At 70.9% G+C, this 23,930-nt stretch carries 24 protein-coding genes; 13 read left to right on the top strand and 11 right to left on the bottom strand.

Going from position 1 to position 23,930, the window contains the following annotated elements; genetic code table 11:
- Positions 1–46: 46 nt before the first annotated feature.
- The 3 genes from CCR97_RS10990 to CCR97_RS10980 all read right to left on the bottom strand — a co-directional run bounded on the left by CCR97_RS10990 (position 47) and on the right by CCR97_RS10980 (position 3,117).
- Positions 47–1,237 (bottom strand): ABC transporter substrate-binding protein, encoded by a 1,191-nt coding sequence (locus CCR97_RS10990; RefSeq protein ID WP_111356382.1) that lies wholly within the window; start codon positions 1,235–1,237, stop codon positions 47–49.
- Between the two features lie 289 nt (positions 1,238–1,526).
- Positions 1,527–2,450: a phenylacetic acid degradation operon negative regulatory protein PaaX gene (gene paaX / locus CCR97_RS10985; protein WP_111356383.1), complete on the bottom strand. Its 924-nt coding sequence runs from the start codon at positions 2,448–2,450 to the stop codon at positions 1,527–1,529.
- A 10-nt stretch (positions 2,451–2,460) separates the two neighbouring features.
- Positions 2,461–3,117 carry a TetR/AcrR family transcriptional regulator gene (locus tag CCR97_RS10980; RefSeq protein WP_111356384.1) on the bottom strand — a complete coding sequence of 219 codons (657 nt, stop codon included), beginning with the start codon at positions 3,115–3,117 and terminating at the stop codon, positions 2,461–2,463.
- 296 nt (positions 3,118–3,413) lie between these two features.
- Here CCR97_RS10980 and paaA point away from each other — a divergent pair, with 296 nt between their 5' ends.
- The 6 genes from paaA (at position 3,414) to CCR97_RS10955 (ending at position 8,791) form a co-directional block, all read left to right on the top strand.
- Positions 3,414–4,406, top strand: a complete 993-nt coding sequence (gene paaA / locus CCR97_RS10975; RefSeq protein ID WP_111356385.1) for a 1,2-phenylacetyl-CoA epoxidase subunit PaaA — start codon at positions 3,414–3,416, stop codon at positions 4,404–4,406.
- Positions 4,407–4,608: 202 nt separating this feature from the next.
- The gene (gene paaB, locus CCR97_RS10970; protein WP_111356394.1) at positions 4,609–4,881 is read left to right on the top strand and encodes a 1,2-phenylacetyl-CoA epoxidase subunit PaaB; all 273 of its coding nucleotides are present in this window, start codon (positions 4,609–4,611) and stop codon (positions 4,879–4,881) included.
- Positions 4,882–5,112: 231 nt separating this feature from the next.
- Positions 5,113–5,883, top strand: coding sequence for a 1,2-phenylacetyl-CoA epoxidase subunit PaaC (gene paaC / locus CCR97_RS31660; protein WP_244670384.1), 771 nt, complete (start codon positions 5,113–5,115; stop codon positions 5,881–5,883).
- The gene (gene paaD, locus CCR97_RS31655) at positions 5,880–6,380 is read left to right on the top strand and encodes a 1,2-phenylacetyl-CoA epoxidase subunit PaaD (RefSeq protein WP_245428774.1); all 501 of its coding nucleotides are present in this window, start codon (positions 5,880–5,882) and stop codon (positions 6,378–6,380) included. Before paaC ends, paaD begins: the two co-directional genes overlap by 4 nt.
- Before the next feature lie 339 nt (positions 6,381–6,719).
- Entirely contained in the window at positions 6,720–7,382 is a 663-nt protein-coding gene (locus CCR97_RS10960; RefSeq protein WP_111359549.1) for a DUF1007 family protein, read from the top strand.
- A 17-nt stretch (positions 7,383–7,399) separates the two neighbouring features.
- On the top strand, positions 7,400–8,791 hold the full coding sequence (locus CCR97_RS10955; protein WP_111359550.1) for a nickel/cobalt transporter: 1,392 nt from the start codon (positions 7,400–7,402) through the stop codon (positions 8,789–8,791).
- Here CCR97_RS10955 and CCR97_RS10950 read toward each other — a convergent pair.
- The 6 genes from CCR97_RS10950 to CCR97_RS10925 all read right to left on the bottom strand — a co-directional run bounded on the left by CCR97_RS10950 (position 8,772) and on the right by CCR97_RS10925 (position 14,193).
- Positions 8,772–9,050, bottom strand: coding sequence for a DUF3551 domain-containing protein (locus CCR97_RS10950; RefSeq protein ID WP_111359551.1), 279 nt, complete (start codon positions 9,048–9,050; stop codon positions 8,772–8,774). The genes CCR97_RS10955 and CCR97_RS10950 overlap by 20 nt on opposite strands.
- A complete protein-coding gene (locus CCR97_RS10945; protein WP_244670383.1) occupies positions 9,050–9,571 on the bottom strand; it encodes a nitrile hydratase accessory protein in 522 nt (173 codons plus the stop codon). Before CCR97_RS10945 ends, CCR97_RS10950 begins: the two co-directional genes overlap by 1 nt.
- A gap of 111 nt (positions 9,572–9,682) precedes the next feature.
- Positions 9,683–10,549, bottom strand: a complete 867-nt coding sequence (locus CCR97_RS10940) for a metal ABC transporter permease (protein WP_111359552.1) — start codon at positions 10,547–10,549, stop codon at positions 9,683–9,685.
- Positions 10,550–10,745: 196 nt separating this feature from the next.
- Positions 10,746–11,489 (bottom strand): metal ABC transporter ATP-binding protein, encoded by a 744-nt coding sequence (locus CCR97_RS10935; protein ID WP_111359553.1) that lies wholly within the window; start codon positions 11,487–11,489, stop codon positions 10,746–10,748.
- A gap of 16 nt (positions 11,490–11,505) precedes the next feature.
- Positions 11,506–11,655, bottom strand: coding sequence for a hypothetical protein (locus CCR97_RS10930; protein ID WP_170146010.1), 150 nt, complete (start codon positions 11,653–11,655; stop codon positions 11,506–11,508).
- 231 nt (positions 11,656–11,886) lie between these two features.
- Positions 11,887–14,193 (bottom strand): heavy metal translocating P-type ATPase, encoded by a 2,307-nt coding sequence (locus tag CCR97_RS10925; protein ID WP_244670382.1) that lies wholly within the window; start codon positions 14,191–14,193, stop codon positions 11,887–11,889.
- Positions 14,194–14,527: 334 nt separating this feature from the next.
- Here CCR97_RS10925 and CCR97_RS10920 point away from each other — a divergent pair, with 334 nt between their 5' ends.
- The gene (locus tag CCR97_RS10920; RefSeq protein ID WP_245429070.1) at positions 14,528–14,968 is read left to right on the top strand and encodes a GNAT family N-acetyltransferase; all 441 of its coding nucleotides are present in this window, start codon (positions 14,528–14,530) and stop codon (positions 14,966–14,968) included.
- Positions 14,969–15,179: 211 nt separating this feature from the next.
- Positions 15,180–16,673, top strand: coding sequence for a RimK family protein (locus CCR97_RS10915; RefSeq protein WP_111359035.1), 1,494 nt, complete (start codon positions 15,180–15,182; stop codon positions 16,671–16,673).
- 184 nt (positions 16,674–16,857) lie between these two features.
- On the opposite strand, the gene CCR97_RS10910 is transcribed toward CCR97_RS10915, so the two are convergent.
- Entirely contained in the window at positions 16,858–17,664 is an 807-nt protein-coding gene (locus CCR97_RS10910) for a creatininase family protein (protein ID WP_111359034.1), read from the bottom strand.
- A gap of 116 nt (positions 17,665–17,780) precedes the next feature.
- On the opposite strand from CCR97_RS10910, the gene CCR97_RS10905 reads away from it, so the two are divergent.
- The 4 genes from CCR97_RS10905 (at position 17,781) to CCR97_RS10890 (ending at position 21,810) form a co-directional block, all read left to right on the top strand.
- On the top strand, positions 17,781–18,842 hold the full coding sequence (locus CCR97_RS10905) for an ABC transporter substrate-binding protein (protein WP_111359033.1): 1,062 nt from the start codon (positions 17,781–17,783) through the stop codon (positions 18,840–18,842).
- Between the two features lie 228 nt (positions 18,843–19,070).
- Positions 19,071–19,865 carry an ABC transporter ATP-binding protein gene (locus CCR97_RS10900; protein WP_111359720.1) on the top strand — a complete coding sequence of 265 codons (795 nt, stop codon included), beginning with the start codon at positions 19,071–19,073 and terminating at the stop codon, positions 19,863–19,865.
- A gap of 10 nt (positions 19,866–19,875) precedes the next feature.
- Entirely contained in the window at positions 19,876–20,688 is an 813-nt protein-coding gene (locus tag CCR97_RS10895) for an ABC transporter permease (RefSeq protein WP_111359719.1), read from the top strand.
- Between the two features lie 117 nt (positions 20,689–20,805).
- A complete protein-coding gene (locus CCR97_RS10890; RefSeq protein WP_111359718.1) occupies positions 20,806–21,810 on the top strand; it encodes a DMT family transporter in 1,005 nt (334 codons plus the stop codon).
- Between the two features lie 18 nt (positions 21,811–21,828).
- On the opposite strand, the gene CCR97_RS10885 is transcribed toward CCR97_RS10890, so the two are convergent.
- A complete protein-coding gene (locus CCR97_RS10885; RefSeq protein ID WP_170146029.1) occupies positions 21,829–22,467 on the bottom strand; it encodes a PH domain-containing protein in 639 nt (212 codons plus the stop codon).
- 169 nt (positions 22,468–22,636) lie between these two features.
- On the opposite strand from CCR97_RS10885, the gene CCR97_RS10880 reads away from it, so the two are divergent.
- Complete coding sequence (locus CCR97_RS10880; RefSeq protein WP_111359716.1) at positions 22,637–23,626, top strand: 2-hydroxyacid dehydrogenase; 990 nt, start codon at positions 22,637–22,639, stop codon at positions 23,624–23,626.
- The last annotated feature ends 304 nt before the right edge of the window (positions 23,627–23,930 follow it).

The raw sequence follows: 23,930 nt of genomic DNA, 5'->3' as shown, positions 1-23,930 counted from the left end.
GGCGCGGCGGCTCGGCTGAGCTGGACGTCGACGCTGGCAGCTCAGATCACTTCGTCTCGGTCGGCACCCAGTCGCCGCCCTTGATCTCGAGCATGCGGAACGACTCGGTGCCCAGCCCGAGGTGATCCTTCGGCGACATGGTGTAGAGGCCCGTCGTGCCGACATGGCCCTTGGTCTGCTCGATCGCGTCGCGGATCTTCTGCGGGTCGACGGACTTCGCCCGCTCGATGGCGCCGAGGAGGAGCTGGATGCCGTCGTAGCCGTAGCCGCCGAAGGTCGACACCGGCTGGCCGGTCGCGCTCTCGTAGCTCTTCTTGTACTCCATCACGACCTTCTTCTGCGGGTCGCTGTCGGCGAGCTTGTCGGCGATCAGGAGCGCGGGCGCCGGCAGGCGGACGCCCTCGGCGGCGGGGCCGGCGAGCTCGATGAAGCTCTTCGAGGCGACGCCGTGCGACTGATAGAGCGGCAGCTTGATGCCGAGCTGCGCGTAGTTGCGCGTCACGATCGCCGGACCCTGGCCGAAGCCCGGATTGAGCACCGCCTGAATGCCGTCGGTGTTCTTGATCTTGTTGAGCTGCGGCGTCATGTCGGCGTCGGTCGGGCCGTAGCTCTCGTCCGCCGCGACCGTGATGCCGTAGTCGCCGATCACCTTCATGCACTGCGCCCGCATCGACTTGCCGAAGCCGTCGGTGCCCGAGATCATCCCGACCTTGGTGTAGCCGCGCGCCTTCATGTCCTCGAAGATCTTCTGGCAGGCGGTCTTGTCGGTGTGCGGCGTCTTGAACACGAAGGCGCGCACCGGCTCGACGATCTCGATCGCGCCGGCGAGCGAGATGAACGGGATCTTGGCGTCCTCGAACACCGGGATCATCGCCATCGTGGTGCCCGTGGTGGTGCCGCCCACCATGGCGACGACCTTGTCGTCCTCGACCAGGCGGGTCGCGAAGGTGCGCGCCTTGTTGGCGTCGCCGCCGTCGTCGTAGAGGACGAGCTCGACCGGCCGGCCCATCAGGCCGCCCTTCTTGTTGAGCGCCTCGACGTAGAGCTTGAGCGTCTTCTGCTCGGGGTCGCCGAGGAACGACGCCGGGCCGGTGGCCGACACGACCGATCCGATCTTGATCGGATCGGCGGCGAGGCTCGGCGCGGCCGTGAAGACCGTGACGAAGGTCGCAGCGATCGCCGTGGAGGCGAGGACGGCGGCGGCACGCAGCGCCCGGCGGGCGGCGGACTGAGACATCTGGCGTTGCTCCCAAAGGGTCGATCGGATCGACGAGGGCGGTTGATCCGCCTTCTCGGGACGCCGCCGTCCGCGAACGCGGGCGAGCGGCATGTTCAAAGCGTAAGATTAACCGAACGATTGGTCAATGATTTCTCGACGGCCCCGGGACGGCCGTTTGGTCGCACATTGTCCGTGTGCGGCGCTCGTTGTACCGCGCCGGGCCGCGGCTTGCCGAGACCGACCTTGGTCGGGCGTTTCGTCGCGGCTCCCGTGATGCGGAGCAGCGCGACGGCGGAGCGGCGTGCGATCAGGCGTGAAAACGCTGCAGCACGTCCTTGCCGCGGCGCAGCGGCGCGCCGGCCTCGTCGATCGCATGGGCGTCGAGCCAGCGCTCCGAGGGCTCCAGCAGATCACGATAGAGCGCGGCGCACAGCGTGCGGGCGGCAGCGCCCGGCCAGTCCTGCGGCAGCAGCGCCGCCGGCAGCAGCGGATCGCGCAGCACGATGCGGCGATACTCGTGGATCAGCAGAACGCGGGCGATAATCGCCTCGGCCTCGTCCGGCACGGCGCCATTGGCGAGCGCGGCGCGCAGCGGCGCGAAGGTGTCGAGGAAGCCGTGATAGGCGTCGGCCGTCGCGTCGAGCGGCCAGGCCCGCGCCGCGAGATCGCGTAGCGCGGCGTCGTCGCCGGTGGCTCGCACGGCGAGTTCGTCACCCGCCGCGGCCGGCAGCGGCCAGCCGGGCGCGACGAACACGCCGGGCGCCGGCGAACCCCAACCGGCGGCCTCGAGCGCGGCGCGCGCGGCCTCGCGGCCGGGCCCGTTGGCGAGCAGGACGAGATCGAGATGCCCGGGGAACGCCGGCGGGCTCACGGCATAGATGTGCCGGGTCGCGGCCGCGAAGGTGTCGCGGCCCTTGTCGGCGAGCGCATAGAAGCTGTTGCGGCCGGCCTTCCGGCGCTCCAGCCAGCCGTCCGCCGCGAGCCGCGACATCGCGGTGCGCACCACGCCCTCGGCGATGCCCAGCGCCTTGAAGAAGGCGAGCAGCGTGCCGAGCCAGACGCAGCCGCCGCGCGGCACGATGGCGTCGCCATAGACCGTGACGATGATCGACCAGGTGCGCGACGGCTCGGCCCGGAGCCGATCGAGAATCGGCGCGAGCGCGGCGCGCGGCAGCTTGCGGGCGGGCGCGGCGATCTTGCGTGCCGCAGCGTCTGTCCTCCGCCCGCTCATCCGGCGCGTCTCATGCGCCGCGGACGCGGCGCGCCGGCACGGCGACGGTCGCCGGCGGCGCCACTGCCTCGGCCGCCGCTTCGGCGCCGCTGGCGAGCAGCCGCGTGACGAGCCGCGCATAGTCCTCGCGGCTCAGCCCCTTGCCGGGCCGGAACCAGAGATAGTGCCAGTTCAGCATGCCGAACATCGACATGGTGAGCGGCTTGAGCAGCGGCCCATGGCCGATGGAGGGCACCGCCGCCGCGATGGCATCGGAGAAATGCCCGACCAGCGTGCGCTCCATGGCGCGAAGCTGATCCTGCTTGTCCTGCGGCAGGAGCTTCAGATTGGCGATCTGCACCTGATGCTCGGCGTCGGCGTCGCGATACTCGTCGAGCAGCGCCGCCGCGATGGCGTAGAGCCGCTCTTCCGGCGGCGCGCCCGCGCTCTCGGCCGCCGCCTTCTCGACCGCGGCGATCAGCACGGCGAGGTGCGCCGACAGGATATCGAAGAGCACCGCCTCCTTGTCCGGGTAGTAGTGATAGAGCAGCGCCTTGGACATTCCGCAGGCCTCCGCGATCATGGTGATTGAGGTGCCCGAATAGCCGTGGCGGGCGAACAGCTCGGCGGCGCGATGCAGGATCGCCCCGCGCTTGGCGTCGTAGTCCTGGGCGCGTGTGCGAGCCATTCCGGCGATCCCCTCCCCTGCGGTCGATTGTCGCGGCCGGCGGCGCAGGTCGCTTCGGCGGCTCGGTCGAAAATACATTAACCGGATGGTCGATCAATAGTCCGGCCAAGAGCTTGCCGACGGGCCTGCCGCGGTTCGGCCTGCATGCGATGGCCGCAGAGTCGTACCTGCATACGCACCGGCGGGCCGGCCCTCGCGATCATGTTACAAAACGACGTTGCGGTCGCCAATCTTGTTACATAAGATTCTCGCCAAAGAGCACGAGGACGAACCTCGAGTCACCCGGGAGAACGCGCATGTACACGCAGGGCCTCAACCAGACCCCCGACGCCGCCGACCGCCGGATCGAGGACGCCGACAAGCTCCAGGCTTTCCAGGCGCGCATCGACGCCGAGGAGCGCATCGAGCCGAACGACTGGATGCCGGAGGCGTATCGCAAGACGCTGGTGCGCCAGATCTCCCAGCACGCCCATTCCGAGATCATCGGCATGCAGCCGGAGGGCAACTGGATCACGCGGGCGCCGTCGCTGCGCCGCAAAGCCGCGCTGCTCGCCAAGGTGCAGGACGAGTGCGGCCACGGGCTCTATCTCTACGCCGCCGCCGAGACGCTCGGCGTGGCGCGCGAGGAGATGGTCGACCAGCTTCTCGCCGGCAAGGCCAAGTACTCCTCGATCTTCAACTACCCGACGCTGACCTGGGCCGACATCGGGGCGATCGGCTGGCTCGTCGACGGCGCCGCGATCATGAATCAGATCCCGCTGTGCCGCTGCAGCTACGGGCCGTATGCCCGCGCCATGATCCGGGTCTGCAAGGAGGAGTCATTCCACCAGCGGCAGGGCTACGAGATCATGCTGACCCTCTGCCGCGGCAGCGCGGCCCAGAAGGAGATGGCGCAGGACGCGCTGAATCGCTGGTGGTGGCCGTGCCTGATGATGTTCGGCCCGCCCGACAGCGCGAGCCAGCACACCGACGCGTCGACGAAGTGGAAGATCAAGCGGTTCACCAACGACGAGCTCCGCCAGAAGTTCATCGATGCGACGGTGCCGCAGGCGCATTTCCTCGGGCTCACGGTCCCGGATCCGGAGCTGAGATACGACGAGGCGAGCGGCCACTGGCACCACGGCGCGATCGACTGGGACGAGTTCAAGCAGGTGATCGCCGGCAACGGCCCCTGCAACGCCCAGCGCATGGAGCGCCGCCGACAGACCGAAGAGGACGGCGCCTGGGTGCGCGAAGCGGCCCGGGCGTTCGCCGAGAAAGAGAAGAGCCGCCACAGAGCGGCCGCGTAGCAGACTCCGTCGTTCCGGGGCGCCGCGCAGCGGCGAGCCCGGAATCCATACCCACGGACCGGGGTTATGGATTCCGGACAGCCGACCTTCGGTCGGCTTCCGGAATGACCGATGAAGAGATCAGGAAACGCCCGAGGAGCCCGCCGTGACAGAGCCCGCCGCGCCCGAGCCCAAAGCTGAACCGACCAAGCCAGAGCCGAAGATCCCGCTGTGGGAGGTGTTCATCCGGGCCCGCAACGGCCTCGCCCACAAGCATGTCGGCTCGCTGCACGCCGCCGACGCGACGCTGGCTTTGCAGGCGGCGCGCGATCTCTACACCCGCCGCGGCGAGGGCCTGTCGATCTGGGTGGTGCCGTCGGCCGCCATCACGGCGTCGGACCCGGCCGAGAAGGGCATGATGTTCGAGCCTACGGCCTCGAAGGTCTATCGCCACCCGACCTTCTACGAGATCCCCGACGAGGTCGGGCACATGTGAGCTTGCATATCGCGACCTCTCTCCTCGCCGCAGTGTGCTCCCTCCCCCCTTTGTGGGGGAGGTTGGGGAGGGGGTTAGCGGCTTGCTCATACGGGTGTGGCTCACCCCCCTCCCTGTCCCTCCCCCACAAGGGGGGAGGGAACGCCAGGATCGACGCCGACGCACGTCCCGGCGTGATCTGCATCACCTGACTTGCATCGCTCGTTCAGACGGCAGCCCGAGACCCCGCCCATGACCAGCATCCGCGTCACCGAGACTCCGCTCGTCACCTATGTGCTGCGCCGCGCCGACGATGCGCTGGTGCTCGGGCATCGGCTGTCCGAGTGGTGCGGCAAGGCGCCCGTGATGGAAGAGGAGATGGCGCTCGCCAACATGGGGCTCGACCTGATCGGCCAGGCGCGCGCGCTCTACACTTATGCGGGCGAGGCCGAGGCGCAGGGCCACGACGAGGACGCCTTCGCGTATCGGCGCGACGAGCGGGCGTACCGAAATCTCCTGCTGGTCGAGCAGCCGAACGGCGACTTCGCCACGACGATGGTGCGCCAGCTCCTCTACGCGGCCTTCGCCGATCCCTACTGGCGCGCCATGATGCGCTCGACCGATCCGACGCTCGCCGCCATCGCGGCCAAGGCCGAGAAGGAGATGGCCTATCACCTGCGCCACTCGGCCGAATGGGTGGTGCGGCTCGGCGACGGCACCGGCGAGAGCCGGCGGCGGACCGAGCGCGCGCTCGCCCAGCTCTGGCCGTTCACGGGCGAGCTCTTTTTCAGCGACGACGTCGAGCGCGAGATGATCACGTCCGGCGTCGCGATCGATCCGGCAGAGCTGCGCGACACCTGGCGGCGGACGCTGTCCGAGGTGTTCGATCGCGCGACGCTGAAAATGCCGGAGGACGCCTGGATGCAGAGCGGCGGGCGCGGCGGTCGCCACAGCGAGCATCTCGGCCATCTGCTCACCGAGCTGCAATACATGCAGCGCACGATCCCGGGAGCGACCTGGTGAGGCCACCGTCCAACTCCGAAGCATTGCGCGCAAATGCGTGGCGGATCGCCGGGGCCGTGCCGGACCCGGAGATCCCGGTGCTGACCATCGCGGATCTGGGCGTGCTTCGCGACGTGCGCGTGAACGACGCCGGCATCGAGGTGGACATCACGCCGACCTATTGCGGCTGCCCGGCCATGACCACCATCGCGCTGGAGATCGAGATCGCGCTGGAGAAGGCCGGTCTCGGCCGGCCGACCGTGAAGACCGTGCTGTCGCCCGCCTGGACCACCGACTGGATGAGCGACGAAGGTCGCGCCAAGCTGAAGGACTACGGCATCGCGCCGCCCCAGAAGGGGGCCGGCCGTCGCGCCCTGTTCGGCGTCGAGCACGTCGCCTGCCCGCAGTGCGGTTCGACCGACACGGCGGCGATCGCCGAGTTCGGCTCCACGGCCTGCAAGGCCCTGTGGCGCTGCAACGCCTGCCGCGAGCCGTTCGACTATTTCAAGTGCCATTGAGCATGCGCCGAAGGTGAGACATGACCACCGCGACCGGATCGACGGCTCTCCCGAATTCTGCCGCTGAGCATGTGCCGCACGGCAGCTCTCCACCACCCACCCCTCCCCGCCATTCGCTGACGCGAACGGGAGAAGGGGAACCGCAGCGCCTCGACTCCCCTCCCCCCGCTCGCGAAGCGAGTGGCGGGGAGGGGTCGGAGGTGGGGGGCTGCAGCGTCCGCGAGGGCGCGACGCGCCCCGTAAGGCCCCGTTAAGCCTTCCTTCCGCCCCACTCGCCACTATGGTCTCATCACGTCGCGCGACGATTCCGCCGTCGCCGAGGACGCCGAGGGCCCCCGCATGACCCATCGTTCGACCGCAAGGCTGCGCGGCTTCGCCGTGCTGCTCGCGCTGGCCGTCTGCCTGATCGTGCCCGGTGCCGCCCGCGCCCACCCGCATGTGTGGGTGGTGATGAAGAGCGAGCTGGTCTACGCCCCGGACGGCACCATCACGGGAATCCGGCACGCCTGGACGTTCGACGACATGTTCTCGACCTATGCGGTGCAGGGGCTCGAGTCGAAGCAGAAGGGCGTGTTCACCCGCGAGGAGCTGAAGGACCTCGCCGAGGTGAACGTCACGTCGCTGAAGGAGTACGACTTCTTCACCTACGCCAAGCTCGACGGCAAGACCTCGCCCTTCACCGACCCGACCGACTACTGGCTCGAATACAAGAACGAGATGCTGACCCTGCACTTCACGCTGCCGCTCAAGGCGCCCGTGAAGGCCAAGGGCATCGATCTCGAGGTCTACGACCCGGCCTACTTCGTCGACTTCTCCTTCGCCGACGGCGCCGACCCGTTCGTGCTGAAGAACTCGCCCGGCACCTGCAAGGTGGCGATCAAGAAGCCGAACGACTCCGAGACGGAGGCCAAGCTGAAGAGGCTCGGCGAGGCGGACTTCACCCAGGAGAACGCCAAGTTCGGCCAGCTCTTCGCCAACACGGTCTCGGTCCGCTGCCCATGACTCTCTCGAGGTCGACGATGCGCCCGCGCACGCTGCTGACCGCGGGGCTCGTCCTCGCCGGCCTCTCCGGCCTGATCATCGCGCTCGCCGCCGGGACCGATCCGGCGCTGGCCCAGGGCGCCTCGCCGTTCGGCGTGCGGCCGCCCGCGGCGCCGGCCCCGGCCGCCGACGGCGGCATCGTCGGCTGGATTCTCGCCGAGCAGGCGCGCTTCTACCGCTCGCTCTCCGGCCTGGTGCGGGCCGCCAAGCAGGACGGCACCGCGGTCTGGAGCCTGCTCGGCGTGTCGTTCCTCTACGGCATCTTCCACGCCGCCGGGCCGGGCCACGGCAAGGCGGTGATCTCCTCCTACATGATCGCCAACGAGGAGACCTGGAAGCGCGGCGTGATCCTCTCCTTCGCCTCGGCGTTCCTGCAGGCCGTGGTCGCGGTCGCCGTGGTGGCGATCGCCGCGATCGCCCTCAACGCCACCGCCAAGACCATGAACGAGGCGGTGCGCTGGATCGAGATCGTCAGCTACGCGCTGATCGCGCTGGTCGGTGCCCGGCTGGTGTGGGTCAAGGGTCGCGGCTTTCTGGCTGCGCTCGCCGCACTGCGGGCCGAGCGGGCCGTCGCGCCGGTGGCGAGCCCGGCGCTGGTGCCGGCCGGTCCGGTCCCGGCCGGCCCGGTGCCGGCGATGGCGTCGACGCCTTCGGCGCGCGAGCCGGCACTGGCCGGCCTCGTCCATGCCGGACACGCGCATCATGAGCATGGCCATCACGACCACGCGCATCACGACCACGCTCATCATGATAACGATCATGGAGCTCACGGACATGGTCACGATCACGGCGCCGCCTGCGGCTGCGGCCACGATCATCACCATGATCACGACCACGGCCATGATCATGCCCACGCTCCGGTCGCGGCGGCGCATCGCCACGACGCGGCGGTGAAGAGCGCCGCCGTGCACGACCACGCGCACCATGATCATGCGCATCACGACCATTCTCATCACGACCATGCGCACCCTGACCACGTGCACGGGCCGGACTGCGGCTGCTCGCACGGGCCGGACCCGAAGGACCTCGCCGGCCCGGGCGGCTGGTCGCGCGGCCTCGCCGCCATCGTCGCGGTCGGGCTGCGGCCGTGCTCGGGCGCCATCCTGGTGCTGGTCTTCGCGCTCGCCCAGGGCCTGTTCTGGGCCGGCGTCGGCGCCACCTTCGCGATGGGCCTCGGCACCGCCATCACGGTGGCCGTGATCGCCACGGTGGCGGTCGGCGCCAAGGCGATCGCGACGCGCTTCGCCGCCCACCGCGAGGGTCGCGGCGCGCTGTTTCTGCGTGGTGTCGAGGTCGCGGCCGCGTGTGGCGTACTGCTGTTCGGCGTCGCGCTGCTGGCCGGCTACATGGTCAGCGAGCGGTTGCTCTGACGGCGCCGCGCGGCGGCAGCGTATCGGTCCGCGGCGACGGCGCGAAGGGGTTGCGATAGCATCCGCCGCCGTTTCCCGAGACGGCCGCCATGCACTGCGCCCGGGTGGCGAAGCCGCAGTTCGTCACCGCGCCGTCCATGCTGTACTCGGCACACCACGGCCACACCGGCGAACCCGCATCACTTCGCCGCGCCGGTGTCTCCGCGAGCGCCGTGCCGATGCCGCAGGCCGTGACCAGGACGACGATGCCGAGCCGCATTAGGCGAAATCCTCGGGCCGCAGCGACACCTCGGCCCCGGCCGGCGTACGGGCCGCGGCGCGGTTCCAGGCCTGCCGATACTGGTCGAGCGTCGCGCGGTCGGCGATGCCCTTGTCGCCGACGACGCGCTCCAGCGCGGCGAGCCAGCTTTCGAAATAACCGTCGCTGCGACCGGTCTTGCGGGTGCTGCGGATCTCGGTGCCGAGTGCCTGCGCCCAGTCGAGCCAGGTGAAGACGCCGCGCTGCTCCATCAGCATCGTCAGGACGAAGGCGAGCGCCTCCCAGCGGTCGGCGAACAGCGGCCCCTCGGCGTCGCGGGGGATCGCCGTCATCGCCTTGGCGCCGAGCGCCGCGTCGGTCATCCCGGCCTCGTCGGGCGGCAGCGGAGCGCCACCCGGCCGCGGCACGACGCGGGCCACATAGACGTCGACGAAGCTGTCGAGCACGTCGGCCTCGACGCCGCCACGCTCGGTCGCGAGCGTCGCGACGGCGCGCACCCGCAGTTCCACGTCGGACAGCATCGCACGACCTCCTGCGGATCTCCGGCCCGATCGGCCGTGATCTGCACGGTATAGGAGTGACTGCGGGTTGACCATGCCGAAGACGCGCTGCCGGCGCCGCGGCCGTGGCCCTCAGGCTTCGAGATGGCGGCGCGGCAGCAGGCGGGTCAGCACGCCGCCGACCGGGCCGAACAGCACCGAGGCCACGTAGACGGCCGCCGCGACCAGGATGATGGACGGGCCGGCGGGCGCGCCGGTGTGGAACGACACCAGGAGCCCGACATAGCCGGACACCACGCCGGTGCCGACCGCGACCGCGATCATGCCGGTGATGTCGCGCGCCCAGAAGCGGCCGACCGTCGCCGGAATGATCACGATGCCGACCGACAGGAGCGTGCCGAGCGCGTGGAAGCCGCCGACCAGGTTGAGCACGAGCAGCGTCAGGAACGCGATGTAGGCCGGCGTGCCGGCCCGGCTCACCGAGCGCAGGAAGCCGGGATCGACGCAGTCGAGCACCAGCGGGCGCCAGATGACGGCGAGCACGACGAGCGACAGCGTCGCGATCGACGCCATCAGGATCAGGGTCGGGTCGTCGAGCGCCAGCACGCTGCCGAACAGGAAATTCAGAAGATCGACATTGCTGCCGCGCACCGACACGATGATCACGCCGAGTGCGAGCGACATCAGGAAGAAGGCGGCGAGCGAGGCGTCCTCCTTCAGCTCGGTCGCCCGGGCGACCGCGCCGGCGAGCAGCGCCACGGTGAGACCGGCGACGAGGCCGCCGAGCGTCATGGCGAACAGGTCGAGCCCCGCCACCATGAAGCCGAGCGCGGCGCCGGGCAGGATCGCGTGCGCCATGGTGTCGCCGACCAGGCTCATCCGCCGCAGCATCAGGATGACGCCCACCGGCCCCGCCCCGCACGACAGCGCCACCGTCCCGGCCAGCGCCCGGCGCATGAACTCGAATTCTTGAAAGGGGCCGATCAGCAGGTCGTACATGCGCTCGACTTCGTGAGAGTCGCGGGGGGTCGGCCGCGCTCCAGCCGCGTGTCCCGGGCGCGGCGCGACGCGCCGCGAACCGGGACCCAGGGCGACGGAACGGAGCGCATTCCCTGTCGCCCCTGGGCCCCGGCTCTGCGGCGCATCGGGCCTGTGGCCCGACGCGCCTTGTCCGGGGCACGCGTGCCCATGCGGGTCACTCCGCGGCCACCCGGCATTCGGCGGCGTCCTCGTCGAAGGCTTCGCACATGCGGCGGGCCTTCTGCAGGTTGGCGGCGGTGAGCACGTCGTCGGCCGGCCCCCACGCGACCTTCTCGCGCGCCAGCAGCAGGACCTCGGGGAAGCTCGTGCGCACCATCTCGAGGTCGTGGAGCGCGGCCAGGATGGTGCGGCCCTCGCCGTGCCAGCGCCGCACCAGGCCGAACAGGTCGGCGGCCGTCTTGGCGTCGATGGCGTTGAACGGCTCGTCCAGCACGATCAGCCGGGCGTCCTGCAGGAGCAGGCGGGCGAACAGCACGCGCTGGAGCTGGCCGCCCGAAAGGTTGCCGATCGGCCGCCGCTCGAAGCCGGTGAGACCGACCGCCTCCAGCGCATGGTGGATGCGGTGGCGGGCCGAGGCGCCGATGCCGGCGAACAGCCAGGAGGTCCGCCACAGGCCCATGGCGACGAGGTCGTAGACGCTGATCGGGAAGGTCCGGTCGATGTCGGCGACCTGCGGCAGATAGGCGACGTCGCGGCGGTCGAGTCCGCAGAGGTCGACCTTGCCGGCGAGCGGCCGCAGCAGGCCGACGATGCCCTTGAACAGCGTCGACTTGCCGGCGCCGTTCGGGCCGACCACGGCGAGCAGGGCGCCGCGCGCCACCGTGCCGTCGAGATGGTGGATCGCCGGGTGGCGCTCGTAGCCGAGCGTGAGATCGCGGAAGGCGAGCTGCGGGGTCATGGCGTCGTCGGCCGTCTCACGTCATCGCCCACAGCACCAGCCCCCACACGGCGAGCGCCACGCCGGCGACGACGCCGAGCCGCGCCGCGAGCGAGACGCGCAGCAGCGACGGCGGCAGGCGTGGCGAGGGATGGGCGTGGCCGGGATCGTGGTGGTGATGCGTCATGGCGCCTCGGAGGTTCGATACCGTTATAGTATCACAGGCGCGGTGCCAACCGGTGGGCTTCCCTCGCCCCGCTTGCGGGGAGAGGGTGGCTCGCCGCGCAGCGGCGAGTCGGGTGAGGGGGCGTCGCCGCGGGTCTCGGCTTTGGGGATACGCCCCCTCACCCGACGTCCGCGCTGATCGCGCGAACGTCGACCTCTCCCCGCGCGCGGGGAGAGGTAACTGAAGGTCGCGTCAGTCCGGACGGGCCGGCCGCGAAAAGTCCGGTCGCCAGCGCTTCAGCCACAACGAGTTGGTCACCACCGAGACCGACGACATCGCCATCGCGGCGCCGGCGAGCGCCGGGGTGAGGAAGCCCATCGCGGCGAGCGGGATGCCGATCACGTTGTAGACGAACGCCCAGAACAGGTTCTGGCGGATTTTTCGGACCGTCCGGCGGGCGATGTCGAGCGCGGCCGGAACGAGCCGCGGGTCGGGTCGCATCAGCGTGACGGGCGCGGCCTCCACGGCGACGTCGGTGCCGGTGCCGAGCGCGATGCCGACCTCGGCGGCGGCGAGCGCCGGGGCGTCGTTGATGCCGTCGCCGACCATGGCGGGCCGCTTGCCGTCGGCCTTGAGGGCGTCGAGCGCCGCCGACTTGTCGGCCGGCTTCACGCCGGCCTTGAAGGCGGCGAGCTTCAGGTCGCCCGCCACCTTGGCGGCGACGGCCTGCGAATCGCCGGTCAGCATCTGGGCCGCGATGCCGCGCGCGGCGAGCAGCGCCACCGCCTCGGCCGCCTCGCGCCGCACCGGATCGGCGATCCCGAGCACGCCGACGGCGCGGCCGTCCGCCGCCACCACGACGGCGGTGCGGGCCTCGCCCTCGATGTTGTCCAGAGCCGCGGCGGCCGGACCGATGTCGATCGCCAGTTCCGTCATCAGGTCGCGGTTGCCGATGGCGATCGCGCGGCCCTCGACCGCGCCGGTGACGCCGCGCCCGACCAGCGCCTTGAATTTTTCCACGGGCGGCAAGGCCACGCCCGGCACGGCGGCCATCACGGCCTTGGCCAGCGGGTGCTCGCTGCCGGCCTGCACGGCGGCGGCGAGGCGCAGCAGCGCGTCCCGGTCGAGTCCCGAGTCGGCGATCGGCACCACGTCGGTCAGCGCCGGGCGCCCTTCGGTGAGCGTGCCGGTCTTGTCGAACACCACGGTGTCGACCACGGCGGCGCGCTCCAGCGCCTCGATGTCCTTCACCAGAATCCCGGCCTTGGCGGCGGCGCCCGTGCCGGCGACCAGCGCGGCGGGCGTCGCGAGGCCGAGCGCGCACGGGCAGGCGATCACCAGCACCGACACGGCGGCGACCAGGGCCGCCTCGACGTCGTGGCCGGTGACGAGCCAGCCGGCGAAAGCGAGGATCGCGATCACGATCACGGTCGGCACGAACACGGCCGAGACCTGGTCGACGAGGCGCTGCACCGGCGCCTTGCCGGACTGGGCGTTCTCCACCATCCGGATGATGCGGGCGAGCGTCGTGTCCTCGCCGACCGCGACGGCCGCGACGACCAGCCGGCCGACGCCGTTGAGCGCGCCGGCCGTCACCTTGTCGCCCTGCCGCTTCACCACCGGCACGCTCTCGCCCGTGATCAGCGATTCGTCGGCCTCGCTCTCGCCGTCCACGATGGTGCCGTCGACCGGGATGCGTTCGCCCGGCCGCACCACGATGTGTTCGCCGGGGCGAAGATCTTCGACGCTGACGTCGATCTCGGCGCCGTCGCGTAAGACATGGGCGCGCTCGGGCCGCAGCGTCATCAGCGCCCGGATGGCGGCCGTGGTGCCGCGCTTGGCGCGCGCCTCCAGCCACTTGCCGAACACGACGAGCGTGATCACGGCGGCGGCGCCTTCGAAATAGAGATGACCCGTCGCGGCCGCGCCGCGGTCGAGCACCATGTAGAGGCTGAACGCATAGGCCGCCGTGGTGCCGAGCGCGACCAGCAGATCCATGTTGCCCGAGAAGGCCCGCACGGCTTTCCAGGCGGCCACGTAGAAGCGTGCGCCGACCAGCACCTGCACGGGCGTCGCGAGCGCCAGCTCGATCCACGGATCGAGATGAAGATGCCAGCCGAACGGCGCCGCCACCATGGGCAGCACCAGCGGCAGCGTCAGCGCGGCGGAGAACACGAGCAGCACGAGCTGCCGGCGCTCGGCCGCGACGCGCTCCGCCTCGCGACGATCTTCCTCGCGGCGGCGCTCGGCCGCGGAGGGCGGACGCGGATGCGCGCCGAAGCCGGTGCGCTCCACGGCGGCGGCGAGCTGCGCCGGCGTGATGCCCTGTGCGGCGTCGACGTCGGCGCGCTCCAGCGCGAGATTGACGGCCGCGCTCGCGACACCGGGCACGCGCTTCAGTGCATTCTCCACGCGGCCGGCGCAGGCCGCGCAGGTCATGCCGGTGATGTCGAGCACGACATGGACGGGAGCGGCCCCGGGTGCCATACCCGGTGCGGCACCGGGTCCGGCCGCGGCGGTCGGCGAGGTCTTGCTTTCGAGCGCCAGTGACATCAGCATGCGATCCTGTTCTCGCCCAAGATGGCGACGGCCGGCGGTTCCGGCAACGCCACGGGCGCGGCGGGCAGGTCTGCGTGCGAGCCCCGCATGCGCGATCTGCGGTGCGAGTTTCGCCGCACACGTGCGGCAGGCGTGAGTTCCGCGAGCCGGCTGACAGCGAGCCACTGGACCCCCGTACTCCCGAGCACCTGGATCCCGAGCACCTGCCGCGACCACCATGGCGACATATTCCGGTTCCCGCAATCGTGCGGCGCCGCCCTGCACGGCGTCCAAGCCTCCGATGATGCCCGCGCCCGCGCCATCCGCGACCGCATCGTCCGCGCCCGCGCCGCGCGTGCGCCGTGCCGTTCCGGCCGATCTCGATGCGCTGACGGCGCTGGAGGAGGCCGTGTTCGTGACCGACTGCATGTCGCGGCGGAGCATCCGCAGCCTGCTCGCCTCGCCGAGCGCCGCCGTTCTGGTCGCCGAGCATCAGGGTCGCGTCGCCGGCGCCGCCGTGGTGCTGACTCGTGCGCGATGCACGGTCGGCCGGCTCTACTCGCTCGCCGTCGATCCGCAGGCGCGCGGCCGCGGGCTCGGCCCGGCGCTGCTCGCCGCCGCCGAGGCGGAGGCGCGCTCGCGCAGCTGCCGGGCGATCCGGCTCGAGGTGCACGAGACCAATGCGCGGGCGATCGAGCGGTATCGTCGGGCCGGCTTCACGCAGTTTGGCCGCCACGTCGCCTATTACGAGGACCAGGGCGACGCGTTGCGCTTCGAGAAGGCGCTGGGCGCCTGAAGGCCCGAGAGCCAGAGGCGCCGTGACGCGCTCTCCTCTGACATCTTCGTGATCGGACCGCGGCGGGCTTTCGCGTCACCATGATTCGCCCCGACAAGCTCGATGGCGTCATCCCGGTGACACGAAGCGGATCGACACGAAGCGGATCGACACGGAGCCGGCGCGTGGCGTTCTCGGGACGCACGATCATCGCTCGGAAAGGGCCTCTCACATGACCGGCTGGGTCATCCTGGTCGACCAGCCCCGCGACTTTCCCAACGCCGACACGCCGCACAAGGTGATCACCACGAGCGAGTACCTGGCGCGCCCGCGGCTGTTCGCGGCGGCGCGGCCGAAGCTGATCAACCTGTCGCGCTCCTATGCGTACCAGTCGAAGGGCTATTACGCCTCGCTGCTCGCCGAGGCGCGCGGCCACCGCGTGGTGCCGACCGTCGAGACGATGTTGGAGCTTCGCGAGGCCAAGCTCTACGAGCACGCGCTGCCGGAGCTGGAAGACTCCCTCAACCGGTGCGCCCGCAAGGCCGAGTTCCAGCCGGAGGGCGAGCTGAAGCTGTTCGTCTGCTTCGGGCTGGTGCGCGGCAACGGCGCGCCGGAGGGCATCGTGCGCGACGCCCGCTTCGAGGCGTTCGGCCGGCTCCTGTTCGACTGGTTCCGCTGCCCGGCCCTCGAGGTGACGGTCGACACCGGCGCCGTCTGGCTGTCGATCGACCGCATCCGCATGCGAAACGCGACGCGGCTCGCCAATGGCGAGGCGGCGTTCTTCCGCGACGCGCTCCATCAGCACACCAGGCGCGACTGGCGCAGCCCGAAGGCGCGCACGACGGCGAAGTTCGACCTCGCGGTGCTGTACGACCCCAACGAGAAGATGCCGCCGTCCTCGGCCGCGAGCATCCGGCACTTCGCCCGCATCGCCGAGCGCCACTCGGTCGACGTCGAGCCGATCGGGCGGCGCCAGCTCGCCGAGCTCGCCGAGTACGACGGGCTGTTCATCCGCGAGACCACGTCGATCGACAATCACACCTACCGGTTCGCGCGCCGCGCCGTGCAGGAGGGGATGCCGGTCATCGACGACCCGATCTCGATGATCCGCTGCACCAACAAGGTGTTTCTCATGGAGCTGCTCGGCCAGAACCGGGTGGCGATGCCGCCGACCCGGATCGTCTCCGAGCCGGCGGATCTCGAGCGGGCGATCGACGAGCTCGGCCTGCCGTTGGTGGTGAAGATCCCCGACGGTTCCTTTTCCCGCGGTGTCCACAAGGTGACGACGGCGCAGGAGTTCAAGCGTGTCGCCGACGAGCTGTTGGAGGAGACCGATCTGCTGCTGGCGCAGAAATTCATGCCGACCGAGTTCGACTGGCGGGTCGGCGTGCTGGCCGGCGAGCCGCTGTTCGTCTGTCAGTACCGGATGGCGCGCGGGCACTGGCAGATCGTCAAGTACAAGTCGGACGGCACGTCGCGCGAGGGCGGCTTCAAGACCTTCGACCTCGACCAGGCGCCGCCCGCCGTGATCGAGACCGCGGTGCGGGCCGCGCGTCCGATCGGCGACGGCTTCTACGGGGTCGATCTCAAGGAGACGCCGGACGGCGTCGTCGTCATGGAGGTCAACGACAACCCCAACCTCGAGCACGGCATCGAGGACGCGGTCGGCAAGGACGAGATCTGGGTGCGATTGTTGAAGTGGTTCATGGCGCGGATGGAGGGGTAGTGCCGCTCGGCTCCGCGTGCCCCGGACAAGGCCCATCAGGCCGCGGGCTTGATGGGCCGCAGAGCCGGGGCCCAGAGTTGCATGATGGGCGTCACGACGAACACCTCCCTCGTCGCTCTGGGTCCCGGTTCGCGGCGCGTTGCGCCGCGCCCGGGACACGAAGCCCGGCCACGACGGGTGGCTCTCACCCCAGCGGGCCGTCCTTCAGCCGCGACAGGTCGAACCGGTCGATCTCCTGCAAGAGCGCGACGAAGCCGCGGGCCGCGTGGTCGAGGGCGGCTTCGCCCTTCTCGGCCGAGGCGGGGCGGGGGTCGCCGACCGCGCCGGACTCGTGCAGGTCCTGGGTCATCCAGCCGAACGGCGCCGGCGTATAGGGGTGCAGCCAGCGGAACTCGCGCTCCATGGCGACCGAGACCGGCTCGGCGTTCTCGGCCTTGTCCATCTGCACCGCGTCGGGGCGGTGCGCCAGCACGAGCGAGGTCTCGATGTCGCCCGCGTGGATGCCGTGGTGCTGCTCGTGCGGCGTGAACAGCCCGTCCGGATAGCCGAAGCGATGCCAGTGGGTGGTGACGACCAGCATGCCGAGGCTCGCGCGCAACTCGCGGGCGACGATGTCGATCGCCTGCACGTTGCCGCCGTGGCTGGTGACGATCACGAGCTTCCGCACGCCGGCACGAAACACGCTCTCGCCGATCTCGGTCCAGGCCCGGATCGCAGTCTCGGGGCTGAGCGTCAGCGTGCCCGGGAAGGCGAGGTGCTCGGACGAGTGGCCGATCGCCTGGACGGGCAGCAGCGTCGCCGGCAGATCGTCCGGGATCAGCGCCGCGACGCGGTCGAGATGCGCTTCGGCGATGAGGGTGTCGGTCGCCACCGGCAGATGCGGCCCGTGCTGCTCGATGGCGGCAACCGGCAGGACGGCGATCCAGCGCGCCGTGTCCCCGGACGCGAAATCCTCCCAGGCCATGTCGCCCCAGTGTCGTTTCGGCAGCATTGTCGTAGGACTCTCGACATTACAGTAGGATTACGGTGCGACACAGGTGTCCGGCCGCTGACGGCGGCCGGCCGAGGGGGACGGGGCTGAAGCCCGCCCCTACAGAGGACGAAACGATGCGGTTCGCAAGTCCATTCCGGCGCCGGTCCGGCGCGCTGGCCCGGCTGGTCGCGGCGCTTGCCGCGCTCGCGCTGTTGGCCGGCCCGGTCGCCACGCCGGCGAGCGCCCAGGGCGCCGGAAACGCGCTCGACAAGGTGGCGTTCGGCACCAACTGGGTCGCCCAGGCCGAGCACGGCGGCTTCTACCAGGCGCTCGCCGACGGCACCTACCGGCGCTACGGGCTCGACGTCACCATCGTGCCGGGCGGCCCCAACGCCAACAACCGCATGCTGCTGCCGGTCGGCAAGCTCGACTTCTACATGAGCGCCAACACGCTGCAGTCCTTCGACGCGGTCGAGCAGGGGATCCCGACCGTCGCGGTCGCGGCGATCTTCCAGAAGGATCCGCAGGTGCTGATCGCCCATCCGGGCGCGGTCCAGCGCTTCGCCGATCTCAAGCGGCTCAACCTGTTCGTCTCCAAGGAGGGCATGGCGAGCTACTTCCAGTGGCTCAAGGCCGAGTACGGCTTCCGCGACGCGCAGGTGAAGCCCTACACGTCGAACGCCCAGCCCTTCCTGGCCGACACGCGCAGCGCCATGCAGGGCTACGTCACCTCCGAGCCGTTCGTGATCGAGAAGCAGAGCCGCATCCGCCCGGTCGTGTTCCTGCTCGCCGACGAGGGCTTCACCAGCTACTCGACCCTGATCGAGACGCGTCGCGACCTGATCGACGCCAAGCCCGGGCTGGTGCAACGCTTCGTCGATGCCTCCATCATCGGCTGGTACACCTACCTCTACGGCGATCCGAGCGCCGGCAATGCGCTGATCCGCAAGCAGAACCCGGACATGAGCGACGACCTGCTCGACTACGCGCGCCGCCAGCTGCGCGACCGCGGCATCGTCGATTCGGGCGACGCGCTGTCGCTCGGTATCGGCGCCATGACGGACGCCCGCATGTCGGGCTTCTTCGCCGCCATGGTGAAGGCCGGCGTCACCAAGCCCACCGTGGACTTCCGCCGCTCCTACACGCTGCAGTTCGTCAACAAGCGGGTCGGCATCGACCTGCGGCCGAAGAACTGAGCGGATGAACCGGCGATGATCGGGCACGGGGCGAGTTCCCCCTCTCCCCGCACGCGGGGAGAGGGTCGGGGTGAGGGGGCGTCTCGTGGATACGGAAGNGGGTGAGGGGGCGCTTCCGTATCCACGAGACGCCCCCTCACCCGACGTCCGCGCTGATCGCGCGAACGTCGACCTCTCCCCGCATGCGGGGAGAGGTGAGCGGCGGCGCCAGCGCTGTCCGAGTCTTGCATGACTGCACCCGTCGTCACGCTGCGGGGGGTGAGGAAGGCGTTCCCGACCGGGACGCTGGCGCTCGACGGGCTCAACCTGACCGTGAACCGCGGCGAATTCCTGTCGCTGGTCGGGCCGTCGGGCTGCGGCAAGTCGACGGCGCTGCGGCTGATCGCCGGCCTCGCCAAGCCGTCCGCCGGCGCGGTCGTGTGGGGCGACGACGGGGCGGGTCCGGCGCGGGCGCCGGCGCCGGGCGATCTCGGTGTCGTCTTCCAGGAGCCGACCCTGATGCCGTGGACGACGGTCGCCGGCAATGTCCGGTTGCCGTTGCGGCTGACGCGGCGCAGAGACACGCATCGGGGCGACGACGCCGAGGCGCGGGTCGCCGCGGCGATCGCGCGGGTCGGGCTCGACGGCTTCGCCGACGCCTATCCGCGCGAGCTCTCCGGCGGCATGAAGATGCGGGCCGCCATCGCCCGTGCGCTGGTCACCGATCCGCATCTCCTCCTGATGGACGAGCCGTTCGCGGCGCTCGACGAGATCACCCGGTTCCGGCTCGACAACGCGCTGTCCGGCCTGTGGCAGGGGCTCGGCACCACGGTGGTGTTCGTCACTCATTCGGTGTTCGAGGCCGTCTATCTCTCTACCCGCATCGTGGTGATGACGCCGCGCCCCGGCCGCGTCGCCGCCGACATCGCGATCGACGCGCCGTTCCCGCGGGGCGAGACATTCCGCACCTCGCCCGAGTTCGCGAGCCTGTGCCGCACCGTCGGCGGCGCGCTCGCCGAAGCGATGGGGGAGGCCTTCGCATGAGCCTGCGCGCATGAGCGGGCCTGATCACGACGTCCCGTCCGGCTGGCGCCGCGCCTCGCGGCTCACCCGGCCCGTGCTGGCGCTTCTGATCGGAGGCGCCGTGTGGGAGATCGTCGTGCGCGCCCTCGATCTGCCGGCCTGGCAGCTCCCGGCGCCGAGCGCGATCCTGGCCACTCTGATCGCCGACCATGCGATCCTGCTCGGCTCGCTGCTGGTGACGCTGGAGACGACCGCGCAGGGCTTCCTGCTCGCGGTCGTCGGCGGCGCCGGGCTCGCCATCCTGTTCAGCCAGTCGCGGCTGATCGAGGACATGCTCTACCCCTACGCCGTGATCCTGCAGGTGACGCCGGTCGTCGCCATCGCGCCGATCCTGCTGATCTGGCTGCCGCAGCCGATCGCGGTGCTCGCCTGCGCCTGGATCGTCGCCTTCTTCCCGATGCTCGCCAACACGACGCTCGGCCTGCACTCGGTCGATCCCAATCTGGACGACCTGTTCACGCTCTACGGCGCCTCGCGGCTGGAGCGGCTCGTGCGTCTGCAACTCCCCGCCGCGCTGCCGGCCATGCTGGCCGGCGCCCGCATCGCCGGTGGCCTGTCGCTGATCGGCGCCGTGGTGGCCGAGATCGCGGCAGGCTCGGCCGGGGCCGGCTCGGGCCTCGCCTACCGGATCGCCGAGGCCGGCTACCGGCTCGACGTGCCGCGCATGTTCGCCGCGCTGCTGCTCCTCTCGGCGGCCGGCATCGTCGTCTACGCGGTGCTGTCGCTGGTCTCCTGGCTGGTCCTGCGCCGCTGGCACGAGAGCACGTTTTCGCGGGGGGTGTGATCGGCCGCAGGCCGGGAGGCATGGGAGCCATGCCGCGGTTCTCCGGTCACCTCCCCGAAACGGCCACTGTTGCAGCATGGTGCTGCGCTGCTCCTGTCCGCCACGCCCGAAGGCCCCATGTTCGCCCCGACCGACCCGTCCTCGCCGCAGCCGCCCGGGCCGACGGACGCTCCCGCGGGCGCCGCCTCGTCGGCTCCGTCGGCGCTGCCGGCCGTGACGGGGCACGACGAAGCCGCCCGTGATCAGGCCGCGCACGCGCAACGCATGCGGCTCCTCGGCATCCTGTTGATGTGCGGGGCGGTGGCCTGCTTCGCCTGCCTCGATGCGACGGCGAAGTATCTCGGCCGCCATGTCGACGTGCTCGCCGTGGTGTGGGCCCGCTACGCCAGCGCCTTCGTGCTGGCGCTCCTGGTGTTCAACCCGATCACCCGGCCGGGGCTCCTTCGCACGCAGCGCCCCGCGCTGCAGATCGGCCGCTCGGCGCTGCTGCTCGGCACCACCATCCTGAACTTCGCCGCGCTGAAGTTCCTGCAGCTCGACCAGGCGCTCGCCATCATGTTCTCGACGCCCCTGATGGTCGCGGCGCTGGCCGGGCCGATGCTGGGCGAGAAGATCGGCCCGCGGCGCTGGGTCGCCATCGTGGTCGGTCTGGTCGGCGTGCTGATCGTCCTGCAGCCGGGCTTCGGCGCGGTGCATCCGGCCGCGCTCCTGTCGACGCTGTCGGCGGTCTGCGCGGCGTTCTACGCCATCGCGACCCGGGTGCTGTCGCGCTTCGATTCGGACGCCACGACGCTGTTCTACTCGAACCTCGTCGGCGTGCTGGCGCTCGCGCCCGTCATGCCGTTCGTGTGGACGACGCCCTCCGACCCGCTGCTGATCGTCCTGATGATCGGCTTCGGCGCGTTCGGCAGCCTCGGCCATTTCCTGCTGATCGTCGCCCACCGGCACACGCCGGCCTCGATCCTGTCGCCGTTCTCCTACAGCCAGATCCTGTGGACGACGATCCTCGGCTTCGTGGTGTTCGGCGACGTGCCGAACCGCTGGACCATCGCGGGCGTGACGGTCGTGATCGCCTCGGGCCTCTATCTCCTGCACCGCGAGCGGGTGCGCCGGCGCGGCTGAGGCGGGGCGGCGATGGAATCAGCGGGCCGCGGTGGCGGGCACGCTTTCGGGCAGGGCCGGCGTCGCGGCCGGCAGGGGCGCTGCAGGTGCCGGAAGGGGAGCTGCCACGGCGGCAGGCGCCGGCCGGCCGATCTCGGCGACCACCGGTCCCTGTGGCGCGCGCACCGGATGGTCGCCGGCGATGACGTGGCTGCGCAGCCGGATCGGCCCGGCGATCCGCTTCAGCCGGTCCGCCCCGATGCCGCAGGCGATGCCGTTGACGCTGACATTGCCGAAGTCGAGCATCTGGCCGACGAGGCCCTGGTCGACGTCGATCTTCTCGATGCGGTCGATCGGCATCTCGCTGGTGGTCCGGCGGAACAGCCCGGAGCGGTAGATCACCCGGCGGTCCGTCACGGCGATCTCGGTGACGCGACGGCGGTACCAGGCCCGCACCAGCAGAACCAGCGCGAGCCCGAGGAGCCCCGCCGACAGCGCCGGCCACAGCACGTCGACATGCTCGCCGAACTCCGCCGTCGCATAGACATAGGCGGTCCAGCCGGCGCAGCCCGCGCCGACGAGCGCCAGCACGAGTCCCGGCACGTAGAGCACCCAATGCCGGCCGGTGCGAAACCGCACGGTCTCGCCCGGCAGCAGGACGGTGTCGACATAGCCCATGCGCGCGCGATCTCCCCGGCTCCGCGGCCGTACCCATACCGCGTTTCGCCGGAGGGTGGAATCGGCTGGCCCGGAGCCGCAGGACCGGCCCTGCGCGGCGTGGCCTTGCCGGTGCGGACCGGCCGCTGATAAGCCGAACCGACTTGGGAAATCACGCAGGAGCCCCCCGATGGCGACCGACACCGCAGGCGACACCCCCGATGTTCTCCTGGTCGGGACCGCGAAGCCCATCGTGGTCGGCGGGCTCGACCCGATCGTCCGCCTGCACCGGCTGATCGAGGCGCCGGATCGCGAGCGTTTCCTGGCCGACGTGGCCGACCGGGTGCGGGCGCTCGCCGTCACCCACGCGGGCAACAAGATCGACCCCGCCTTCCTGCAGCGCTTCCCGAAGCTGGAGATCGTGTCGAGTGTCGGGGTCGGGTACGACCACATCGACGCCGGCTGGGCCGGGCAGCACGGCATCGTCGTCACCAACACGCCCGAGGTGCTCGACGAGGAGGTCGCCGACACGGCGCTCGGCCTTCTGCTCTGCACGGTGCGCGAGCTGCCGCAGGCCGAGCGCTGGCTGCGCGCCGGCAAGTGGGTCGAGCGGCCCTATCCGCTGAGCCGCGCGACGCTACGCAACCGCACCGTCGGGCTCGTCGGCATGGGCCGCATCGGCCGGGCGATCGCGCGCCGGCTCGATGCCTTCGGGGTGCCGGTCGTCTATCACACGCGCCGGCCCAACCCGGCGGTGCCGTACCGGCACTATCCGGCGCTCCTCGACATGGCGCGCGACGTCGACACGCTGATGCTGATCCTGCCGGGCGGCCACGCTACCCGGAACCTGATCGACGCCGCCGTGCTGAAGGCGCTCGGGCCCGACGGCATCGTGATCAACATGGCGCGCGGCTCGGTGGTCGACGAGCCTGCCCTGATCCACGCCTTGAAGGAGCGCACCATCTTCGCGGCCGGTCTCGACGTCTTCGTGAACGAGCCGCATGTGCCGGCCGAGCTGATCGCCCTGGAGAACGTGGTGCTGCTCCCCCATCTCGGCTCGGCCTCGGTCCACACCCGCGCCCGCATGGACCAGCTCGTCGTCGACAACCTCGCCTGCTGGTTCGCCGGCAAGGGGCCGGTGACCCCGGTGCCGGAGACACCCTGGCCGCCAGCGAAGTGAGAGCGGCGAGTGATGGGTCTCGTGTCCCGGGCGCGGCGCACCGCGCCGCGAACCGGGACTCAGGGGCGACAAGGCGAGGCTCTTGCCGTGCGACCCTGGGACCCCGGCTCTGCGGCGCATCGGGCCTTCGGCCCGACGGCCCTTGTCCGGGGCACGCCGTGCCTGCGCCACGGCGTGGTTCATTGCCGCCTCGAGATGCGCTAGCCTGATCGCATGAGAGCCCGAGTTCTTTCGCGCGCCGCGCCGTCCGCCCTGATGCTGGTCGCCCTGCTCGCGGCCGGCCCCGCCGCCGCCCAGGCGCCGG

It is taken from the genome of Rhodoplanes elegans, from assembly GCF_016653355.1.
GTDB lineage: Bacteria > Pseudomonadota > Alphaproteobacteria > Rhizobiales > Xanthobacteraceae > Rhodoplanes > Rhodoplanes elegans.
The sequence above is the reverse complement of the archived record's forward strand: the minus strand, read 5'-3'. Positions and strand labels throughout refer to the sequence as shown.

Excerpts from the sequence above, each read along its gene's own strand:
- paaX (WP_111356383.1), bottom strand. The coding sequence starts at position 2,450 with ATGAGCGGGCGGAGGACAGACGCTGCGGCACGCAAGATCGCCGCGCCC.
- CCR97_RS10945 (WP_244670383.1), bottom strand. The coding sequence starts at position 9,571 with ATGCTGTCCGACGTGGAACTGCGGGTGCGCGCCGTCGCGACGCTCGCG.
- paaA (WP_111356385.1), top strand. The coding sequence starts at position 3,414 with ATGTACACGCAGGGCCTCAACCAGACCCCCGACGCCGCCGACCGCCGG.
- paaC (WP_244670384.1), top strand. The coding sequence starts at position 5,113 with ATGACCAGCATCCGCGTCACCGAGACTCCGCTCGTCACCTATGTGCTG.
- CCR97_RS10930 (WP_170146010.1), bottom strand. The coding sequence starts at position 11,655 with ATGACGCATCACCACCACGATCCCGGCCACGCCCATCCCTCGCCACGC.
- CCR97_RS10990 (WP_111356382.1), bottom strand. The coding sequence starts at position 1,237 with ATGTCTCAGTCCGCCGCCCGCCGGGCGCTGCGTGCCGCCGCCGTCCTC.
- CCR97_RS10925 (WP_244670382.1), bottom strand. The coding sequence starts at position 14,193 with ATGCTGATGTCACTGGCGCTCGAAAGCAAGACCTCGCCGACCGCCGCG.
- CCR97_RS10890 (WP_111359718.1), top strand. The coding sequence starts at position 20,806 with ATGTTCGCCCCGACCGACCCGTCCTCGCCGCAGCCGCCCGGGCCGACG.
- CCR97_RS10880 (WP_111359716.1), top strand. The coding sequence starts at position 22,637 with ATGGCGACCGACACCGCAGGCGACACCCCCGATGTTCTCCTGGTCGGG.
- CCR97_RS10935 (WP_111359553.1), bottom strand. The coding sequence starts at position 11,489 with ATGACCCCGCAGCTCGCCTTCCGCGATCTCACGCTCGGCTACGAGCGC.
- CCR97_RS10960 (WP_111359549.1), top strand. The coding sequence starts at position 6,720 with ATGACCCATCGTTCGACCGCAAGGCTGCGCGGCTTCGCCGTGCTGCTC.
- CCR97_RS10950 (WP_111359551.1), bottom strand. The coding sequence starts at position 9,050 with ATGCGGCTCGGCATCGTCGTCCTGGTCACGGCCTGCGGCATCGGCACG.
- CCR97_RS10980 (WP_111356384.1), bottom strand. The coding sequence starts at position 3,117 with ATGGCTCGCACACGCGCCCAGGACTACGACGCCAAGCGCGGGGCGATC.
- CCR97_RS10905 (WP_111359033.1), top strand. The coding sequence starts at position 17,781 with ATGCGGTTCGCAAGTCCATTCCGGCGCCGGTCCGGCGCGCTGGCCCGG.
- CCR97_RS10955 (WP_111359550.1), top strand. The coding sequence starts at position 7,400 with ATGCGCCCGCGCACGCTGCTGACCGCGGGGCTCGTCCTCGCCGGCCTC.
- CCR97_RS10940 (WP_111359552.1), bottom strand. The coding sequence starts at position 10,549 with ATGTACGACCTGCTGATCGGCCCCTTTCAAGAATTCGAGTTCATGCGC.
- CCR97_RS10915 (WP_111359035.1), top strand. The coding sequence starts at position 15,180 with ATGACCGGCTGGGTCATCCTGGTCGACCAGCCCCGCGACTTTCCCAAC.
- CCR97_RS10910 (WP_111359034.1), bottom strand. The coding sequence starts at position 17,664 with ATGCTGCCGAAACGACACTGGGGCGACATGGCCTGGGAGGATTTCGCG.
- CCR97_RS10885 (WP_170146029.1), bottom strand. The coding sequence starts at position 22,467 with ATGGGCTATGTCGACACCGTCCTGCTGCCGGGCGAGACCGTGCGGTTT.
- CCR97_RS10900 (WP_111359720.1), top strand. The coding sequence starts at position 19,071 with ATGACTGCACCCGTCGTCACGCTGCGGGGGGTGAGGAAGGCGTTCCCG.
- CCR97_RS10895 (WP_111359719.1), top strand. The coding sequence starts at position 19,876 with ATGAGCGGGCCTGATCACGACGTCCCGTCCGGCTGGCGCCGCGCCTCG.